Below are 17,473 nucleotides of genomic sequence, written 5' to 3'. Positions count from 1 at the left end.
GCTCCAGCAACAAATTCCTCTACCGCATGTGGAAAGCCGGCTACGCCACCGACCCCCAGTACTACACCAAAGTCACCTCCCTCATGAAAACCCACAAGCTCTACCAGTACGACACCTGGCGCTGAACACACCCGCTCCTGGAACCCCCCGCGGCTCACGCCCCGGGGGGTTCCCCCATGAGGTGGGCGTTCACCGCCCGCACAGCCGGGGCGAGGTCGACCAGCTCCACCACGGCGATCCCGGCGGCGAGCAGATCCGCCACGCCGGTGCACGGGGCCAGCGTCGGCGGCTCCCGCAGGGCCAGGACGACCCGGCTCACCCCGGCGGCGATGATGAGCGCGGCGCAGCCGCGGGGCCGCGACCGACGGTGCGTGCACGGCTCCAGCGAGGTGTACACGGTGGCCCCGGCCGCGGCGCCGGGCGGCAGCGCGGCGAGCGCCACCTCCTCGGCGTGCGCGGCCGGGTCGCCCTGGCGGGAGTGGCCGCTGGCCAGGACGCGGCCGTCGGGCGCCACGACCAGGGCGCCGACGGAGTACGCGGCCGGGCTGGGCGGGCAGCGCCGGGACAGCTCCACGGCGGCGGCCAGCAGGGCGGCGTCCGCGGACACGCTGACGGCCCGGCCGGAGATCCGGGCCGGGCCGTCAGGAGTCGGGGCGGACATGCCGACCACGATAGCGCCGGAGGGCGGCGCCCTCCGGTCGTCGGTCAGTGGCGGAGGGCGGCGATCTCCCCGTCGAGGAGCCGCAGCAGCTCGTCGGCGTGCAGGTCGGCGATGGAGGCGACCAGGTCGGGGTGCCGCAGCAGGACGGCCGCCTGGCGGTCCTGCTCGTCCGGGGCCAGCAGGCGCCGGAACCGCGAGGTCAGGCCGCGGGACCCGGTCCGCCGGCCCAGGCAGGCGACCGCGCACTCGGCGAGCAGGGGGTCGGTGAGGATGGCGCCGGCCCAGCTCGCGGCGACCTCGTCCACCCACGTGCGCCACTGGTCGCGGTCGTCGCCGGGGGCGACACCGAAGATCCAGTCGAGGTGGTCGGCGCCGCCGGGACCCGCGATCGTGAGCAGCTCGGCGTCGATCGTCGTCGGGTACCGCAGCCAGGCGGCCACGGTGACGGCCTGCCGGGCCTGCAACTCCACCAGCGCGCTGCTGAAGGCGCCGGGCCACGGCGACGGAAAGGCGTGCGACAGCCACCGCGCGGTGGCGGAGACGACCGGGGCCAGCTCGACCGGCATCGTGGCGGACACTGCGTACTCCAGGGCTCGGGCCGGACCCCCGCGGGTCCGGGTACGGCGTACGGGCCGCCCTGCGGCGACCCGTACCTCGACCCGTGTCCCATCGGCGCCCGCGCCGCCCACCTGAGCAGGGCGGTCAGGCCCCGGGTGTCGTCCCGCCCACCGCGCCGTGCGGGGTGTGGTCGGCCGGCACCACGCCCAGCCGGCCCGCCCGGTAGTCCTCGAACGCCTGGGCCAGCTCGGCCCGGGTGTTCATCACGAACGGCCCGTACGCGGCGACCGGCTCCCGGATGGGCGCGCCGCCCAGCAGCAGCACCTCCAGGTGCGGGTGCCGGCTCTCCTGGCCCTCGGCGGCGGCGACCTGGAGCGCGTCGCCGGCCCCGAGGACGGCGAGCTGGCCGGTCTCCACGGGCTGGCCGGCGCCGCCGACCGTCCCGCGGCCCGCCAGCACGTACGCCAGCGCGTTGAAGTCTGCCGGCCACGGCACGCGCAGGCGGGCGCCGGGGCTGAGGCTCGCGTGGACCAGCGTGATCGGGGTGTGCGTCACGCCCGGCCCCGGGTGGCCGGCCAGCTCCCCGGCGATCACCCGGACGAGCGCCCCGCCGTCGGCGCTGGCCAGCAGCGCGACCTTGCCGCCGGCGATGCTCTGGTACCGGGGCGCGGACATCTTGAGGCGCCGGGGCAGGTTCACCCAGAGCTGGACGCCGTGGAACAGGCCGCCGCTGAGGACGAGGTGCTCCGGGGGCGTCTCGATGTGCTGGAGGCCGCTGCCGGCCGTCATCCACTGGGTGTCGCCGTCGGCGATCAGCCCGCCGCCGCCGTGGGTGTCCCGGTGCGCGAACTGCCCGTCGATCATGTACGTGACCGGTGGATGAACGGGTCCAGGGCGCGCAGGTCGACGCCCGCGAAGGCGCGGCGGACGGGGAAGCCCTCCCCCTCCAGGCCGCTCGGCGCGGTCGTGACGCCCTGGACGGGGCGCAGCGCGCCGCCGGCGGCGTCGGGCAGGCGGGGCAGGGTGCGGATGTCCTGGACGGTCACGGCGGGCATGGCGCCTCCTCGGTACGGCTGGTCCCCCGCGTCAACGGTACTTGCTTAAGCAATATTCCAGGGGCTTTTCGCCGAGGTCGGCCGCGGCGCGTACGGTGGCCGTCGATGCCTGTCCACCGCACCCTCGCCGCGGCCGCCGGTGCCGCCGCGCTCGCGCTGTCCCTCGCCGCCGCGGGCGGCTGCCGGGCCCGGCCCGCCGCCGGTCCCGGCCCGTCCCCGGCCGCCCCGGCACCGTCCAGCCCCGCGCCCGGCGCGCCTGCGGCCGCGGCGGCGCGCACCCCGGCCGGAGGCGGGGCGGCGGCGTACCGGTACGTCTTCCCCGTCGGCGGCCGGGCCACGTACGCGCGCACCCACCACGACTACCCGGCCGCCGACATCATGGCGCCCTGCGGCGCCGCGGCGCTGTCGCCCGTCGACGGCACGGTGCTGGAGGTCAGCCGGGTGGACCGGTACCGCCCCTCCGTCGACGACGGCGCCACCCGCGGCGGCCTGTCCGTGGCGATCCGCGGCGCCGACGGCGTCCGGTACTACGGCTCCCACTACCGCCGCGTCGACGCCGCCGTGGTCGCCGGCCGGCCGGTGCGCGCCGGCCAGCGCATCGCCGACGTCGGCGACACCGGGCTGGCCGGCGCGTGCCACGTCCACTTCGGCCTGTCCCCGGCGTGCGCGGGGACAGGCGACTGGTGGGTCCGGCGCGGCGTGCTGTGGCCGGCCGGGTACCTGGACGCGTGGCGGCGCGGCGAACCGCGGTCACCGGCGGCGGCGGTCCGCGCCTGGCAGTCCGCGCACGGCTGCCCGGCCCGGCCCCGGGACCTGCCGGCGACCCCGCCGGCCGGTCGGTAGGAGGCGCGGGGCTACCCCACGGCCCGGGCGAGGCTGACGCCGAACAGGCCGTCGGGGTCGGTCCACCAGTGCTCCAGCGCGAAGCCGTGGGCGGCCAGCTCCGCGGCGATGCGCTCGCGCCGGAACTTCGCCGACACCTCGGTGCCCAGGTCCTCGCCCGCGGCGAACTCGACCACCAGGTCCAGCGCGGGGATGCTGACCCGCATCGCCCGGGTCGCCCGCAGCCGCATCTCGATCCACTCCCGCTGCGGGTCCCAGTGCGCCACGTGGTCGAACGCGGCCGGGTCGAAGTCGGCGCCCAGCTCCCGGTTCAGGACGGCGAGGACGTTGCGGTTGAACGCGGCCGTCACCCCCGCCGCGTCGTCGTACGCCGGCACCAGCACGGCCGGGTCCTTGACCAGGTCGGTGCCCAGCAGCAGCCACTCCCCCGGCTCCAGGACGGCGCGCAGCGAGTCGAGCAGGGCGGCGCGCTCCTCGGGCAGCAGGTTGCCGATCGTGCCGCCGAGGAAGGCGACCAGCCGGCCGCCGCCGGCCGGGATGCTGTCCAGGTGCCGGGTGAAGTCGCCGACGATGCCCTGCAACTGCAGGCCGGGGTACTCCGCGGCGATCGCGGCCGCCGAGTCGGTCAGCGCGCTGGCGGACACGTCGAACGGGACGAACGCGGCCAGACTCCCCTCCTCGTGCAGCGCCGCCAGCAGCAGCCGGGTCTTCTCCGAGGCCCCCGACCCCAGCTCGACCAGCGTCTTGGCCTGGGTGATGCGGGCGATCTGCGCCGCCTGCGCCGCCAGCACCGCGCGCTCGGCGCGCGTCGGGTAGTACTCGGGCAGCCGGGTGATCTCCTCGAACAGGTCGCTGCCGCGCGCGTCGTAGAACCACTTCGGCGTCAGCCACTTGGGCGTGGCCGTGAGACCGGCCCGCACGTCCGCCCGCAGGGAGCGCGCGAGATCGTCGTCATGGAGCAGGTGCTTCAACGGCGCGGTCATCGTGGCCTCCAGGATTATCGGGTGTGGCGGTCAGGAGAGTGATTGTGCGATCACGGAACCGGCGGTGGCCTCCACCAACCGGTCCGCGGCGACGGGCCGCCAGGCCGGGTCGTCGTCCAGCGGCTCCGAGGCCAGGGTCGTCGCGCCGGCGGCGGATCGGCTCCAGAGCGCGTGTCCGGCCGTCGTGGCCACGGCGACGGACGGACCGACGAGCAGCAGGTTCAGCCGGGCCGAGGGGGCCAGCGCCCGCACCGCGCGGACGGTGTCGGCGACCGCCGCGGCCGGCGGCGCGCCGCCGACCAGCGCGTGCCGCACGTACGCCCACAGCAGGGCCGCGTCGGTGGGGGCGTCGAGGACGAGCAGGTCGCGCAGCGGCAGCGCCGCCGCCAGCGGCACGAGGCTGTCCGGCCACCCGGGCACGACGCCGTTGTGGCTGAACAGCCAGGCGCCGTCGGTGAAGGGGGCGGCGGCGGTCTCCACGCACGGCAGGCCGACCGTCGCCGACCGGACCGCCGCCAGCACGCTGCCCGACGCGGTCGCCGCCGCCAGGGCGGGCAGGTTCGCGTCGGCCCACATCGGGCAGTCGCGCCGGTACCGGACCGCCGGCCCGCCGCCGGCCGGGAACCAGCCCACGCCGAACCCGTCGGCGTTGATCGTGCCGCCGCCGCGCATGTCCCTCGGCGCCCACGACTGGCGCACGAGGGCGTGCGGGTCGTCGAGCAGCGGACCGGCCAGTGGCCGCGGTGGTCCCAGGTAGGCCAGGTGACGGCACACGGGTCAGCGCACCTCGCCGGGGCGGGGGTCGCGCGCGCAGCGGAAGCCGCTGAAGATCTGCCGGCGGATCGGCAGGTCCCAGTTGCGGAAGGTGCCGCGGCAGGCCAGCGCGTCGGTGCCGAACGAGCCGCCGCGCAGCACCCGGTACCGCGGGCCGAAGAAGACCTCCGAGTACTCCCGGTAGGGGAAGGCGGCGAAGCCGGGGTAGCCGGCGAACGTCGTCGAGGTCCACTCCCAGACGTCGCCGATCAACTGGTGGACGCCGGCCGGGGAGGCGCCGGCCGGGTACGCGCCCACCGGGGCGGGGGCCAGGTGCCGCTGCCCGAGGTTGGCGTGCGCCCGCGTCGGCGGGTCGTCACCCCAGGGGTACCGGCGCGAGCGCCCCGTCGCCGGGTCGTGCCGGGCGGCCTTCTCCCACTCGGCCTCGGTGGGCAGCCGGCGGCCGGCCCAGGCGGCGTACGCGGCGGCCTCGTGGAAGCAGACGTGCACGACCGGGGCCGCCGGGTCGACCGGCCCGTCGTGGCCGAACCGCCGGTACGCCCAGCCGGCGCCGTCGCGCCGCCAGTGCATCGGGGCGCGCAGGTCGGCCTCGCGCCGGTGCGCCCAGCCCTCCGGCGACCACCAGCGCGCGGTGTCGTACCCGCCGTCGTCGACGAACGCCGCGTACTGGCCGTTGGTGACCGGGTGCGCGTCGAGGAAGAACGTCGGCACGTCGACGGTGTGCGCCGGCCGCTCGTTGTCCAGCGCCCACGGCTCGGCGTCGGCGCCCATCTCGAACGGGCCGCCGGGTACGCACACCTCCGTGCCCAGCATCCCGGCCGACGGCGGAGGGGGCGGCGCCGCCAGCACCGGGGCGCCGGGGCGGAGCTGGTGGGTGGCCAGCATCGTCTCGGCGTGCTGCTGCTCGTGCTGCAGGATCATGCCGAAGGCGAAGCCGCCGGTGCGCAGCGGCGCCCCGTGCAGCGGCACCGACGCCAGGACGTCGAGGACCTTCTCCCGCACGGTCGCGGTGTACCGCCGCGCCTCGGCCGGGGGCAGCAGCGGCAGGCGCGGGCGGTCCCGGCGGGCGTGCCGGAAGGCGTCGTACAGGGCGTCGATGTCGGCCCGCACCGGCTCCCGGCCGCCGACGTCGCGCAGCAGCCACAGCTCCTCCTGGTTGCCGATGTGCGCCAGGTCCCAGACCAGGGGCGACATGAGCGGCGAGTGCTGGCGGGTCAGGTCGTCGTCGTCAACGGCGTCGGTGAGGGCCGTCGTGCGCGCGCGCGAGCGCGCGAGTGCCTCGGCCACCCGGGCGCGCAGGGTCGCGTCGTCGGTCCGGTCCGCGGCCAGGTCAGTCATGATCGGCTACCTCCCCGCGGGCGAGTACCCACCCGCCGCGCGAGATCCACCTGGGTGCGCGCGCGAATGTCGGGCGCCAGCTCCAGCGCGGCGACCGCCTCGGCCGCCAGCGCCAGCACCGCCCGCGCCGCCGCGCCGACCACGGGGTCGGCGAGGCCGTGCGTGGCCGCCTGGCGCCAGCGGTCGGCCGCCGGGGCGCAGAGGCGGGCCGCCTCGGCCCGCACCGGCGCGGTGGCGAGCAGGGCACTGAGGGTCAGCAGCGGCGTCGGCCAGGCGTCGGCCGGCTGCGCGTCGAGGTACCGGATCTCCAGGTAGCCGCGGGGCCGCACCGGCGGGAACAGCGTGGTGAGGTGGTAGTCGAGGTCGTCGGTGGTCGGCGGCGCCGGCAGCGCGCCCCCGACCCAGTCGGCGAACGTGACGTCCGGCGGGGCGGTCCAGTCGCCGTCCGGCCGGCGGACGCACAGCAGCGGCGCCGCGAGCGCGTACCGCGCCCAGGCGAGGTCCGGGGGCACCGCGGCGGTGGCGGCCGTCCACACCGGGTCGGTCCGGCCGGCCCGGATGTCGAGCCAGGCGCACATCCGCGCGGACGCCCGGCCGGTGGGCCGGCCGGCATGCCGGTCGGCGGTGGCGAACGCGGCGAGCAGCGGCGGGCCGAGCAGGTGCACGAGCGCCCAGCGGTCGGCCGCCTGCCCGCACTCGCCGGGGTCGACGCAGACCTGGAGGCCGGCGGTACTGCGCATCATGACGTGGCCGGCCGGGCCGCACCGGTCGTAGGCGGCGGCCATCGCGTCGTAGCGGGGCGAGCTGAGCACGCGGTGCGGGGGCCGGTGCGGGTCCAGGCCCGACCCGCCCAGGGCGAGGCCCCCGGCGGCGAGCAGGGCGGCCAGGTCCGCGACGTCCGCCGCGGTGGCGGCGAGCAGGGCGTCCAACGACGCGTACGGCCGGCTGGAGATCTCCACCTGGCCCCCCGGCTCCAGGGTCAGGGCGCCGCCGCCGGCCAGCGGCGCGGCCGCCCCGCCGAGGCCGGTCGGGGCGTGGGCGCCGAGTGCGGCGGCCAGTTCGGGGGCCGCCAGCCGCCGGGCGGGGTCGTCGGCGTGGTGGACGGTGAACTCCAGCTCCACCCCCGTCCGGCTGGCGCGGCCGCAGCGCAGGGCCCGCGCCGCGACGTACTCCTCGGCCTGCCCGACCGAGGTCAGGGTCGCCGCGGCGGGGTCGGGGGGTGCCGGGACAGGCCCGGTCGCGGTCGGTGCCGCATGGTGAGGCATCCACGCGCCTTTCGTCCGGTGGCCAGGAACCCCGTGCGGTGTTGCGAGGTGCGACGGCGCGGTACCCCCGCCGCTTCCGGGCGACCGCGCGGCACCGCCGCCGGCCACCGGACCGGTCCCCGCCCCCGAACCCGGCCGCCCGAAGCTGACCAGCCGGGAACGGGTGCCTGGCTCCCGCGCCGGGGTGCCAGGCACCGCGCCGGGGTGCCAGATACCGCGCCGAAGTGCCGGGCACCGCGCCGGGCGACTCCCCGACCCTAGCGGGAGCCGCCGACATCGGCTGCCGCGAATCCGGCCGCGCCGACGCGGACGGCCGGCCGTCAGGAACGGCCGGCCGGCTCACGCCCGGGGGTGACGTGGCGGACATAGGCGAGCTGATCGCCCGATTCGACCTTGCCCGCCCTGCTGTCGTCAAGGCCCAGGACCTGACCGCGCCGGATCACGGCGATCACGACCTCGGCCAGGCTGCGCGGCGGCCGCCCCACCTCCTCGCGGGTGGCCGAGCGCATGGCCAGGCTGATCCCGTGGCCGGGAGCCAGCAGGTCCTCCACGACGTCCAGCAGCGGCGGCGCCGAGCTGGACAGGCCCAGCAGCCGGCCGGCCGTCGCCGAGGAGACGATCACGTGGTGGGCGCCGCTCTGCCGCAGCAGCGGCGCGTTCTCGGCCTCGCGGACGGCGGCGACGATGCGCACCTTGCCGGCGGTGAGCTGCCGCGCCGTCAACGCCACCAGGACGGCGGCGTCGTCGCGGTCCGTGGCGATCATGAGGGTCTTGGCGAGGTGGATGTTGGCCTCCACCAGGATCGCCGACCGGGTCCCCGAGCCCTCGATCGCGGCCAGCCCCGCCGCGGCGGCCTCGCGCACCCGGGCGGGGTCGCGCTCGACCACGACGATCTTGTCGATCGGCGTGCCGTTCTCCTGGAGCGCGGTCACCGCGCTGCGCCCCTTGGTGCCGTAGCCGCAGATGATCACGTGGTCCTTCACGGTCCGCCTCCACCGGTTGACGCGCAGCCCCCTGCGGTACTGCTCGGTCAGGATCTCCAGGGTGGTCCCGACCAGAATGATCAGAAAGAGCACGCGGGCGGGCGTGACCAGCAGGACGTTGACCGTCCGGGCCGCCGCCGTGGCGGGCGTGATGTCGCCGTACCCGGTGGTGGAGAGCGAGACCACCGCGTAGTAGAACGCGTCGATCAGGGTGAGGCCGTCGCCGTTGACGTCGCGGTAGCCGTCCCGGTCGCCGTAGACGGCGGCCACCACGACGAGGATCAGGGCGAGGGCGAAGCCGAGCCGGACGGTGAGGGCCTGCAACGGGCGGCTGCGCCGCGGTGGCAGGTGGACCGCGGCCGCGGCGCCGGTCGGATCATCGACGTCCACGACGCCACCCTATGCGACCGGCCGCCACCGCGGGTGTGGGGCCGCCGCCCCGCCGACGTCAGCGGCGACGCGCCGGGCCACCCGGCCCCGACCGCACACGGACCGGTCAGCGGCGGTCCGGGTCGCGGAACAGGGCCTCGGCGAGTTCGCCCAGCTCGGCGGCGGCCCCGTCGCCGGAGCGGCCCGCGGCGGTCCGGTCCCGGGCCGCGAGGACGGCCGCGGCCAGCGCCCGCCCGGCCGTCGCGTCCTGCCGCGCGGCCTCGCCGCGCTCCCGCTGGAGGCGGGCGTCGGCGCGCGCCTCGGCCGCCCGCGCGCCCGCCTCGTCCGCGGCGCGCCGGGCCGCTGCCACGGCGCCGCGCTGCACCGTGACGCCGAAGAACGCCCCGACGGCGGCGAACACGACCGCCTCGAAGCCGGTCAGCAGGTACACCAGGCGGTCCCAGTGCGGGTCGTCGCGCATGGTGGCGAGGACGACGAGGGCGGCGGCGAACAGGGCGAGCAGCGCGAGCGCGACGACGGTCTGGAGCCGGTCCGGCCGGGTTCCGGGGGCGTTTGGGGCGGCGGAGCCGGTGTCGGGCACAGGGGCGGCCGCGGTACCGGCGTCCGCGGCGGGGGTGGCGGTCCGCGGGGACCGGGCGCCGGGCGAGGTGGAGAGGGACATCCGGAACCTCCTCACGAGAGGCGTGTCCCTCCACCGTAGAGGGCGCCGCGGCCGCGCGGAACCGGCCGTCCGGCGCGGCGGCGGCACCCGGGCACTGACCATCCCTTCCCGACGGTCGGCGGCCGGCAGTCGGCAGTCGGCAGCGGACGGTCGGAGGCAACGGCCGACGGGCGGAGGCCGGCAGCGGACGGTCGGAGGCGGAATCCGCCGGCCTCCCGGGGCGGATCCGCAGGCGCGCGGCTACCCCGCGGCGAGGCCGGCCAGCGGCGTGGGCAGCGCGGCGGCGTGGACGACGCTCAGCCGGGCGGTCGCCCGGGTGAGCGCCACGTACAGGTCCTGCCAGCCGCGCGGCGAGCCGGCGACCAGCGCGGCGGGCTCGACGAGGACGACGGCGTCGCACTCCAGCCCCTTGGCGCGCCCCACCGTCCACACGGCCAGCCGGTCCCCCGCGGCGGCACCCGCCTGGCGGACCGCCGGCGCCAGCGCGGCGTACCGGTCGTCCGGGAGCACCACCGCGACGGTGCCGGCGCCGAGCGCCGCCAGCTCCGCGCCGGCCCGGCGCGCGGCCTCCTGCGCCAGCGACTCCTCGGCCACCCGGTACGCGCGGGGGGCCACGCCCGCCGACCGGACCGCGGCCGGCGGGCTCAGCGCCGGGTCGATCCGCGCCAGCACCCCGCCGGCCACGTCGAGGATCTCGGCCGGGGTCCGGTAGCTGACGGTCAGCTCGGCCAGTCGCCAGCGGTCGGCCAGGTACGGCGCGAGGACGTCCGACCAGGAGGCCGCGCCGCCGTGCCGGCCGGTCTGCGCCGTGTCGCCGACGATCGTCATGGAGCGGCTGGGGCAGCGGCGCATCAGCACCCGCCAGTCCATCTCCGACAGCTCCTGCGCCTCGTCGACGATCACGTGCCCGTACGCCCACTCCCGGTCGGCGGCCGCGCGCTCGGCGGCGGTCCGGGCGTCGGCGTCGACGTGCCGGGCGGCGAGCTGGGCGGCGTCGAGCAGGTCGGTGGCGGCCAGGATCTCGGGGTCGTCCTCATCCTCGACGTCGATCGAGGCGGACCCCCGGACGATGTCCAGCGCCCCCTCGGCGTAGGACTCGGCGCGGCGGCGCGCGCGGGCCGCCGCGCGCGCCGCCGCCCGGTCGTCGACCCCGAGCAGTTCGGCCGCCTCGTCCAGCAGCGGGGCGTCGGCGGCGGTGAAGGCGGCGCCGTCGGCCCGGTACAGCAGCTCGCGCTGCGCGGCCGGCAGCGACCCGGCCGCCGCCGCGAGCCGGTCCCGGTCGCCGAGCAGGTCGGCGACCAGCTCCTCGGGGGTCAGGACCGGCCACAGTGCGTCCAGCTCGGCCCGCAGCCCCGGGTCGCGGCGCAGCTCGCCGCGCAGGTCCGCCAGGTCGCCCGCGGTCAGCAGGTTGTCCCCGCCCAGCGGGTCGGCGCCGATGCGGGCGGCCACCTGGTCGGCGAGGGCGTGCACGACCTCGATGTCGAACAGGGGCCGGGCGAGGTTGTGCGGGCGCCCCGTGCGCCGGACCCGCTCCCGGGCGGCGGCGACCGTGGCCGGCTCCAGCGTCAGCGGGCCGTCCTCGGCCGGGACCTCGACGGGCCCGGCCGGCACGACCTGGCGGTCGGCGACCGCGGCGGCCAGCACCGCCGCCATCGCCCGGTCGCCCTTGACGGCCGCCACCTCGGGCCGCTCGGGCCGCCGCGCGCTCACGCCGGGGTACAGGTCGCCGGGGGTCTGGAGCACCACGCCGGTCTCGGCCAGGGAGGGCAGGACGTGCGCGATGTACCGCAGGAAGGTGGTGTTCGGCCCGACGATGAGCACGGCGCGGCTGGTCAGCTCGCGGCGGTGGGTGTACAGCAGGTAGGCGGCCCGGTGCAGCGCGACCGCGGTCTTGCCGGTCCCCGGGCCGCCCTGCACGACGAGGGTGCCGGCCAGCGGCGCCCGGATGATCCGGTCCTGCTCGGCCTGGATCGTGGCGACGATGTCGCGCATCCGCCCGGACCGCGGGGCGGCCACGGCGGCCAGCAGCGCCGCCTCCCCGGTGACGTCGGCGCCCCGGCCGTGCCGGGCCTCGTCGAGGTCGAGGACCTCGTCGTCGACGCCGCGCAGCGTGCGGCCGCTGGTGCGCAGGTGCCGGCGGCGGCGGACCCCCTCGGGCGCGGCGGCGGTGGCCAGGTAGAACGGCCGGGCGGCCGGTGCCCGCCAGTCGACCAGCAGCGGCGGCGCCTCGGGGTCCTCGGCGCGCAGGCCGATCCGGCCGATGTAGGTCCGGCCTCCGTCGGTGGTGTCGAGGCGCCCGAAGCACAGGCCCTCCTCGACCGCCGCCAGGCGCGCCTCGTCGGCGCGGTGGGCCGCCACCCGGCTCTCCCGCTCGGCGCGGGTGGCCGGGGTGCCCCCGGTCTCGCGCAGCGCCTCGCGCAGCCGCTGCCCGGCCGCGGCCCGCAGGGCGTCGAGCCGGTCGTACAGCCGGTCGAGGTGCGCCTGCTCGGCCGCGAGGGCCGCGGCGGCGTCGGCGGGTCGAGGTGCGTCCAAGCGACTCGTTGACAATTTCTGCCCTGTCCGTTATGCTGGCGGGTAGAGCGGATCGCAGCACTGAAGACCGATCGAGGTCAAAGTGCGGAGCGGTCCGCTCTTGTGTGTGCGGGCGTCGGCCGTGCTTCCCGTCCGGGCCGGTCCCCGCCCGCCGCGGTCCGTCCGCCACCCGCGCGACCCCGCGACGAAGCGACACCGTGGTCGAACCGGAGCCGTGGTGGACCGGAGCGTGGTGGAGGCGAAGCCGCGGAGGCGACGGCGACCGGTCTCCGACGATACCGCCCCCGCGGCCCCCGTGCGTGCGATCCCGCCCGCCGTCCCGTTTCGCCCGGTCCACGCGGCCCGCCGCGGTGGTCCCCCGGCAGCGCATCGCGCCCGCCCGGCCGAACCTGCGGGCACCGCGCGGACGGGATCATTTCCTGGTGACCGGCGGCACCCCGGGAGCGCGTCGCCCGGCCGTCCCCCGGCCGAGGGACCCTGCCCCGCGCCCGCCGCGCTGACCTGGGGAGGAGCCCGCTACACAGAAAACCTGAGCCGGTATTCATCCGCTGGCCGGATTCCTGCGTACCTCTTGCCGCAACCGCCGGTGGAAACGTCGTTACCGCCCGCGGCGGCGCACCGACGTCGTCCGAACACCAGACGAGGAGCCCATGGCCACACGCGAGCGCGCACAGCGGACCGCGGGCGCGGGCGGCGCCAGTTCCGCCGGTACCCGCCGACTGCCGCGCCTCTGGACCGTCGCCGGGAGCCTGGCCGTCGCCGCTGCCGTGTACGTGGCCGCCGCCTCCAGCACCGTCGGGCGCGTCGCCTACACGTTCACCTTCTACTTCATGCACTTCTACGCCGGCGTCTTCATCCTGATGGGCCTCACCGGCACCGTGATCTTCGGACTGGTCGCGACCGACCGGATCGTGCTCAACCCGCGGCTGCGGGTCTGGATGCAGGCGATCCACCGCTGCATGGCGCTGTTCTCGATGGCGTTCCTCGCCGTCCACGTGTGGACCAAGGCGACCGGCGGGACGATCACCCTGTTCAACGCGTTCGTGCCGTTCACCAACCCGGGCGCCACCACCAACCTGTACCTGGGGCTGGGCCCGGTCTCCGGCTACCTGATGCTGTTCCTGTTCTGGACGGGCATCGCCCGGGCGGTCTTCGCCGACCGCTGGAGCCCGCGGGTCTGGCGGCTGCTGCACAGCGTCGCGTACCTGACGTGGCCGCTGGCGCTGCTGCACGGCCTCGGTGCCGGCCGGCGCCCGGCCACCTGGGTCACCGCCTCGTACCTGCTGTGCGTCCTGGCCGTCACCGCGGCCCTGCTGCTGCGCCTGGCCACCAACCGCGGCCGGCAGCAGGAGCGGGGCCGGGTCGCCCGCCCGGCGCTGGCCATCGACGCCGAGGGGCGGCAGGTCCGCGCCGTGGACGCCACACCCGCGCGGGGCCGCGCGACCCCGCCGGAGCGGGCCACCAACCCGCTGGAGGAGCGCTGGGCCAAGTCGGCGGAGTCCTGGGCGGCCAACGCCCACACCCTGGTCCCCGCGACCCAGCCGGAGGAGGACGCGGAGGACGAGGACGAGCCGCCGGCACCCGCGGAGCCGGCCGCGCGGTCCGCGGCCAGGATCGCCGCCGCCCAGGCGGCCGCGCGGTCCGCCGCGAAGGCGGCCGCCCGGCGGGCGGCGCTGGCCGCGGTGCCGGTGGGCCGGGCGACCCCGCAGGTGCGCGCGGCCGACGCGCGGTTCGTCGCGGACCTCGACGCGCGGTTCGCCGGGCGGCCGGGCGAGGACCGCGACGAGGACGACTTCGCCGACGAGTTCGACGACGACGCGCCGGGCTCCGGGGCGGACTTCGCCGGCCGGGAGCAGGCCCGTGGCGCACGGGCCGCGTACGACGAGGACGAGTTCGAGGACGAGGAGTTCGCCGAGGACGACGACGTGGACGAGGTGGACGCCGCCTACGACGGGGAGTACCCGGGCGACGGAGAGTACGCCGAGGACCGGCGCGACGCCTGGTACGAGGAGGAGACCACGGAGGTCGACTGGCTGGACCGCGCGTCCGGCGGGGTCCGCCGCGCCGCCGCCGACGAGGCGGCGTACCAGCCGAGGCGGCTGCGCGAGTACGAACCCCGCCGCGCCGCCCGCGAGGACAGCCGGGCAGCGGCGCGGTCCGCCATCGCCGCGCGGGAGGCGGAGCGCGAGTTCGTCGTCGACTTCGACGGCGACGCGGCGCCCGAGGGCGAGTTCGGCTGGATGGAGCCCGACGAGACCCCGACCCTGGTCGACCTGGCCAACCGGCGGGCGCGGCGCGCCGAGCGCGCCGGCACGGGCCGCAACCGCCCCCGGTACCGGGCCTCGGACGAGGAGTACGACGACGAGGCGTACGAGATGAGCTGGCGGGAGGCGCGGTGAACAAGTCCGTCCCGTTCGTCGTCTCCGTCGGCACCCCCCGCCTGACCGCCGGCTTCGACGTGTACCGCCGGCTCAACCTGTGGGCGCACGAGGAGATCCACGGCGGGCTGCCAGAGCTGGGCATCGAGGAGCTGATCGAGCTGAGCGAGCAGATCAGCCTCAAGGGCCGCGGCGGCGCCGGCTTCCCGTTCGCCCGCAAGATCCGGGCTGTCGTGGACTCGGCCGGAGAGCGCAACCTGGCGACCGTCGTCGTCGTCAACGCCACCGAGGGCGAGCCGGCGGCGTGGAAGGACAAGACGCTGCTCACCCGCGCCCCGCACCTGATCCTGGACGGGGCGACGCTGGTCGCCGAGGCGCTGGGCTCCGACGAGATCGTCATCGGCATCGGCGACGACGGCGTGGGTGAGCGGTCGCTGACCAGCGCGCTCGCCGAACGCCAGATGCCGGTGCCCACCCGGATCGTCGCCGTACCGCACCGGTTCATCTCCGGCGAGGGCGGCGCGATGGTCAACGGGATCAACGGCGAGGCGCACATCCCGCCGGGCGTCAAGACGCGCTCCAGCGACTCGGGCGTCGACGCGCTGCCGACCCTGCTGTCCAATGCCGAGACGTTCGCCCAACTGGCCATCGCCGCCCGCATCGGCGCGGCGCACTACGCCTCGGTCGGCACCCAGGCCGAGCCCGGCACGGTGATGCTGACGGTCTCCGGCAGCGCCCAGCGCCCCGCCGTGGTCGAGTGCGCCACGGGCACCCCGCTGCGCGAGGTGCTGCGGCTGTGCGGCGCCGAGACCGGCACCCCCGTCCTGACCGGCGGCTTCCACGGAAAGTGGATCACCGCGGAGGCGGCGGAGAAGGCCGAGGTCTCCCGCGCCGGTATGGCGGCCGTCGGCGGCGCGCTCGGCGCGGGCATCATCATCCCGCTGGGCAGCAAGACCTGCCCGCTGGGCGAGGTGGCCCGCGTCGTGCAGTACCTGGCCGGCGAGTCGGCCGGCCAGTGCGGCCCGTGCCGGTTCGGGCTGCCGGACGTCGCGCGGCTGGTCCGCGAGGTCGTCGCGGGGACCGGCAACGTGCTGGCCGTCCGGGCCGCGGTGGGCGTGGTCAAGGGCCGCGGCGCGTGCAGCCACCCCGACGGCACGGCGGCGTTCACGATCTCGGCGATGGAGACCTTCGCCGAGGAGATCAGCGAGCACGCCCGCAACGGCACCTGCGGCCGGCAGGTCGACGAGGTGCTGCCGATGCCCCGCAAGGCGGGCGAGGGCGCGCTGCGGCTGTCCGTCGACTGGAGCCGCTGCGACGGCCACGGGCTGTGCGCGTACGTCGCGCCGGAGCTGATCCGCCTCGACGGCAACGGGTACCCCGCCCTGCCCGACCTGCCGGTGCCGCCCTGGTTGGAGGGCGACGCCAAGCAGGCCGTCAAGGTCTGCCCCGAACTGGCGCTGAAGCTGACCCGCAACGGCGCCCCGGTCCCCATGGGGATGCCCAGACGCCGTTGACCTCAGCCGACCCACACCCCGACCACAGCCCGACCTGAGTCCCCTGACCGACAGTGAAGTAACCCACCGCGACGGACCTTTCCGGCCGTCGCCCGACGCAGAGGATGGTGCCCTCCCATGAGCCCCGCCCCGCAGTCCCCGTCCCCCACTCCAGGCGCCCGTCCGCGGGCCGACGCCATCTGCCCGGTCCGCCGCGGCATTCTCGCCGCCGCGGGCGGTGTCAGCGTCGCCGCGCTGCTCAGTGCCTGCGGCGACGACTACAGCGGGTACAGCGTGCCGCCGGTCAACAACGCCGGGGCCTCCGCGAGCGCCGACACCGGCGGCGGTGGTAGCGGCGGCGACGGTGGCGGCAGCGGCGGCAACAACGGCGGTGGCGGCGGCGACGCGCCTGCCGGCGACGCACTCGCCAAGGTGGACGACATCCCCGTCGGCGGCGGCAAGGTCATCGACGGCCTGCTGGTGATGCAGCCGAAGGAGGGCCGGTTCCGGGCGTTCGACGCCGCCTGCCCGCACCAGGGGGTGCAGGTCAGCCCGCCCGAGGACGGGACGATCAGTTGCTCCGGCCACGGCGCGCAGTTCGACGAGCAGGGCGCGGTCACCAAGGGGCCGGCGCAGAGCGGCCTGACGCGGCGCAAGCTGCGCGTCCGCAACGGAGAGATCTTCCGCGCGTAAACCCCCGCAGCGACGAAAGACGGCTGCCGACCCTCGGGGGTCGGCCGCCGTCGTCGTGCGTGGCGGTACGGCGGCGCGGGGATCATCCGGGTCAAATCGGAAACCGATCGGCTGACCATCCGGCCTGCCGGGCCGACATCACGACAGGAGCCGACTTCCTACCGTAATGAGGTGACCCCGTCAGGGTCGCCGGGAGTGCAGTGATCCGTCGGGTGGCATCTGGTCGCCCGTGCCCGACGGGGAGCCAGTGGCGAAACCGAGCCCGCAGCACGACGCCCTCACGTCTGAAGGAGAGTCCGTGGCTCGGAAGAAGCGCACCATCGCGGCCCTGTCCGTCACCGCATTCGCCCTCGTCATCGGTGCCGCCACCTCGGCCTACGCGGCCATCCCCGCGACCAACACCGACAAGATCACCGCGTGTCGCACCGCGCAGACCGGCGCGCTGCGCGTCATCGACTACCAGGCCGGCAGCCGCTGCAAAGCCAATGAGAAGACGCTGCACTGGAACGTGAAGGGCGTGAAGGGCGACACCGGGGCCACCGGCGCGCAGGGACCGGCCGGGCCGCAGGGCAGTGCCGGCACGGACGGGCACACGGGTCCTGCCGGCGCCAAGGGCGACACGGGTGCCACGGGCGCAGACGGAGCCAAGGGCGACAAGGGCGACACCGGCGCAGACGGAGCCAAGGGCGACAAGGGCGACACCGGCGCAGACGGAGCCAAGGGCGACACGGGTGCCACGGGCGCAGACGGAGCCAAGGGCGACAAGGGCGACACCGGCGCAGACGGAGCCAAGGGCGACAAGGGCGACACCGGCGCAGACGGAGCCAAGGGCGACAAGGGCGACACCGGCGCAGACGGAGCCAAGG

General features: G+C 76.8%; 13 protein-coding genes and 2 pseudogenes. 5 read left to right on the top strand and 10 right to left on the bottom strand.

The window, feature by feature from the left end; genetic code table 11:
• Nucleotides 1-154 precede the first annotated feature (154 nt).
• The 3 genes and pseudogenes from IEY75_RS20405 to IEY75_RS20395 all read right to left on the bottom strand — a co-directional run bounded on the left by IEY75_RS20405 (nucleotide 155) and on the right by IEY75_RS20395 (nucleotide 2,274).
• A complete protein-coding gene (locus IEY75_RS20405; RefSeq protein WP_189116018.1) occupies nucleotides 155-661 on the bottom strand; it encodes a cytidine/deoxycytidylate deaminase family protein in 507 nt (168 codons plus the stop codon).
• Nucleotides 662-705: 44 nt separating this feature from the next.
• Nucleotides 706-1,239 carry a hypothetical protein gene (locus tag IEY75_RS20400; protein ID WP_229789964.1) on the bottom strand — a complete coding sequence of 178 codons (534 nt, stop codon included), beginning with the start codon at nucleotides 1,237-1,239 and terminating at the stop codon, nucleotides 706-708.
• Between the two features lie 124 nt (nucleotides 1,240-1,363).
• Nucleotides 1,364-2,274 (bottom strand): annotated as a pseudogene (locus tag IEY75_RS20395) (pirin family protein).
• 105 nt (nucleotides 2,275-2,379) lie between these two features.
• Between IEY75_RS20395 and IEY75_RS20390 the strand changes: the two are divergent.
• Nucleotides 2,380-3,117, top strand: coding sequence for a M23 family metallopeptidase (locus IEY75_RS20390; RefSeq protein WP_189116017.1), 738 nt, complete (start codon nucleotides 2,380-2,382; stop codon nucleotides 3,115-3,117).
• 11 nt (nucleotides 3,118-3,128) lie between these two features.
• Here IEY75_RS20390 and egtD read toward each other — a convergent pair whose 3' ends face one another.
• The 7 genes from egtD to IEY75_RS20355 form a co-directional block, all read right to left on the bottom strand.
• Nucleotides 3,129-4,100, bottom strand: coding sequence for an L-histidine N(alpha)-methyltransferase (egtD, locus tag IEY75_RS20385; protein WP_189116016.1), 972 nt, complete (start codon nucleotides 4,098-4,100; stop codon nucleotides 3,129-3,131).
• A 30-nt stretch (nucleotides 4,101-4,130) separates the two neighbouring features.
• Complete coding sequence (gene egtC, locus IEY75_RS20380; RefSeq protein ID WP_189116015.1) at nucleotides 4,131-4,874, bottom strand: ergothioneine biosynthesis protein EgtC; 744 nt, start codon at nucleotides 4,872-4,874, stop codon at nucleotides 4,131-4,133.
• 3 nt (nucleotides 4,875-4,877) lie between these two features.
• A complete protein-coding gene (gene egtB / locus IEY75_RS20375) occupies nucleotides 4,878-6,212 on the bottom strand; it encodes an ergothioneine biosynthesis protein EgtB (RefSeq protein ID WP_189116014.1) in 1,335 nt (444 codons plus the stop codon).
• Nucleotides 6,209-7,477: a glutamate-cysteine ligase family protein gene (locus IEY75_RS20370; protein WP_189116013.1), complete on the bottom strand. Its 1,269-nt coding sequence runs from the start codon at nucleotides 7,475-7,477 to the stop codon at nucleotides 6,209-6,211. Before IEY75_RS20370 ends, egtB begins: the two co-directional genes overlap by 4 nt.
• 320 nt (nucleotides 7,478-7,797) lie before the next feature.
• Complete coding sequence (locus tag IEY75_RS20365; protein ID WP_189116012.1) at nucleotides 7,798-8,850, bottom strand: potassium channel family protein; 1,053 nt, start codon at nucleotides 8,848-8,850, stop codon at nucleotides 7,798-7,800.
• 106 nt (nucleotides 8,851-8,956) lie between these two features.
• On the bottom strand, nucleotides 8,957-9,511 hold the full coding sequence (locus IEY75_RS20360; protein ID WP_189116011.1) for a hypothetical protein: 555 nt from the start codon (nucleotides 9,509-9,511) through the stop codon (nucleotides 8,957-8,959).
• Nucleotides 9,512-9,751: 240 nt separating this feature from the next.
• Nucleotides 9,752-12,043: a UvrD-helicase domain-containing protein gene (locus tag IEY75_RS20355; protein ID WP_189116010.1), complete on the bottom strand. Its 2,292-nt coding sequence runs from the start codon at nucleotides 12,041-12,043 to the stop codon at nucleotides 9,752-9,754.
• A 650-nt stretch (nucleotides 12,044-12,693) separates the two neighbouring features.
• On the opposite strand from IEY75_RS20355, the gene IEY75_RS20350 reads away from it, so the two are divergent.
• The 4 genes and pseudogenes from IEY75_RS20350 to IEY75_RS21360 form a co-directional block, all read left to right on the top strand.
• Nucleotides 12,694-14,442 (top strand): ferric reductase-like transmembrane domain-containing protein, encoded by a 1,749-nt coding sequence (locus tag IEY75_RS20350; RefSeq protein WP_189116009.1) that lies wholly within the window; start codon nucleotides 12,694-12,696, stop codon nucleotides 14,440-14,442.
• Entirely contained in the window at nucleotides 14,439-15,935 is a 1,497-nt protein-coding gene (locus IEY75_RS20345) for an NADH-quinone oxidoreductase subunit NuoF family protein (protein WP_189116008.1), read from the top strand. The genes IEY75_RS20350 and IEY75_RS20345 overlap by 4 nt, the downstream gene beginning before the upstream one ends.
• Nucleotides 15,936-16,052: 117 nt before the next feature.
• Entirely contained in the window at nucleotides 16,053-16,607 is a 555-nt protein-coding gene (locus tag IEY75_RS20340) for a Rieske (2Fe-2S) protein (RefSeq protein WP_189116007.1), read from the top strand.
• Nucleotides 16,608-16,905: 298 nt separating this feature from the next.
• Nucleotides 16,906-17,473 (top strand): annotated as a pseudogene (locus IEY75_RS21360) (spore surface glycoprotein BclB); the annotation flags it as partial.

The organism is Pilimelia terevasa (genome assembly GCF_014647915.1).
Lineage (GTDB): Bacteria > Actinomycetota > Actinomycetes > Mycobacteriales > Micromonosporaceae > Pilimelia > Pilimelia terevasa.
Note: the sequence above shows the minus strand (reverse complement) of the source record. Positions and strands in the feature narration are given on the sequence as shown.

Excerpts from the sequence above, each read along its gene's own strand:
- IEY75_RS20405 (WP_189116018.1), bottom strand. The coding sequence starts at position 661 with ATGTCCGCCCCGACTCCTGACGGCCCGGCCCGGATCTCCGGCCGGGCC.
- IEY75_RS20390 (WP_189116017.1), top strand. The coding sequence starts at position 2,380 with ATGCCTGTCCACCGCACCCTCGCCGCGGCCGCCGGTGCCGCCGCGCTC.
- egtD (WP_189116016.1), bottom strand. The coding sequence starts at position 4,100 with ATGACCGCGCCGTTGAAGCACCTGCTCCATGACGACGATCTCGCGCGC.
- egtB (WP_189116014.1), bottom strand. The coding sequence starts at position 6,212 with ATGACTGACCTGGCCGCGGACCGGACCGACGACGCGACCCTGCGCGCC.
- IEY75_RS20370 (WP_189116013.1), bottom strand. The coding sequence starts at position 7,477 with ATGCCTCACCATGCGGCACCGACCGCGACCGGGCCTGTCCCGGCACCC.
- IEY75_RS20360 (WP_189116011.1), bottom strand. The coding sequence starts at position 9,511 with ATGTCCCTCTCCACCTCGCCCGGCGCCCGGTCCCCGCGGACCGCCACC.
- IEY75_RS20350 (WP_189116009.1), top strand. The coding sequence starts at position 12,694 with ATGGCCACACGCGAGCGCGCACAGCGGACCGCGGGCGCGGGCGGCGCC.
- IEY75_RS20340 (WP_189116007.1), top strand. The coding sequence starts at position 16,053 with ATGAGCCCCGCCCCGCAGTCCCCGTCCCCCACTCCAGGCGCCCGTCCG.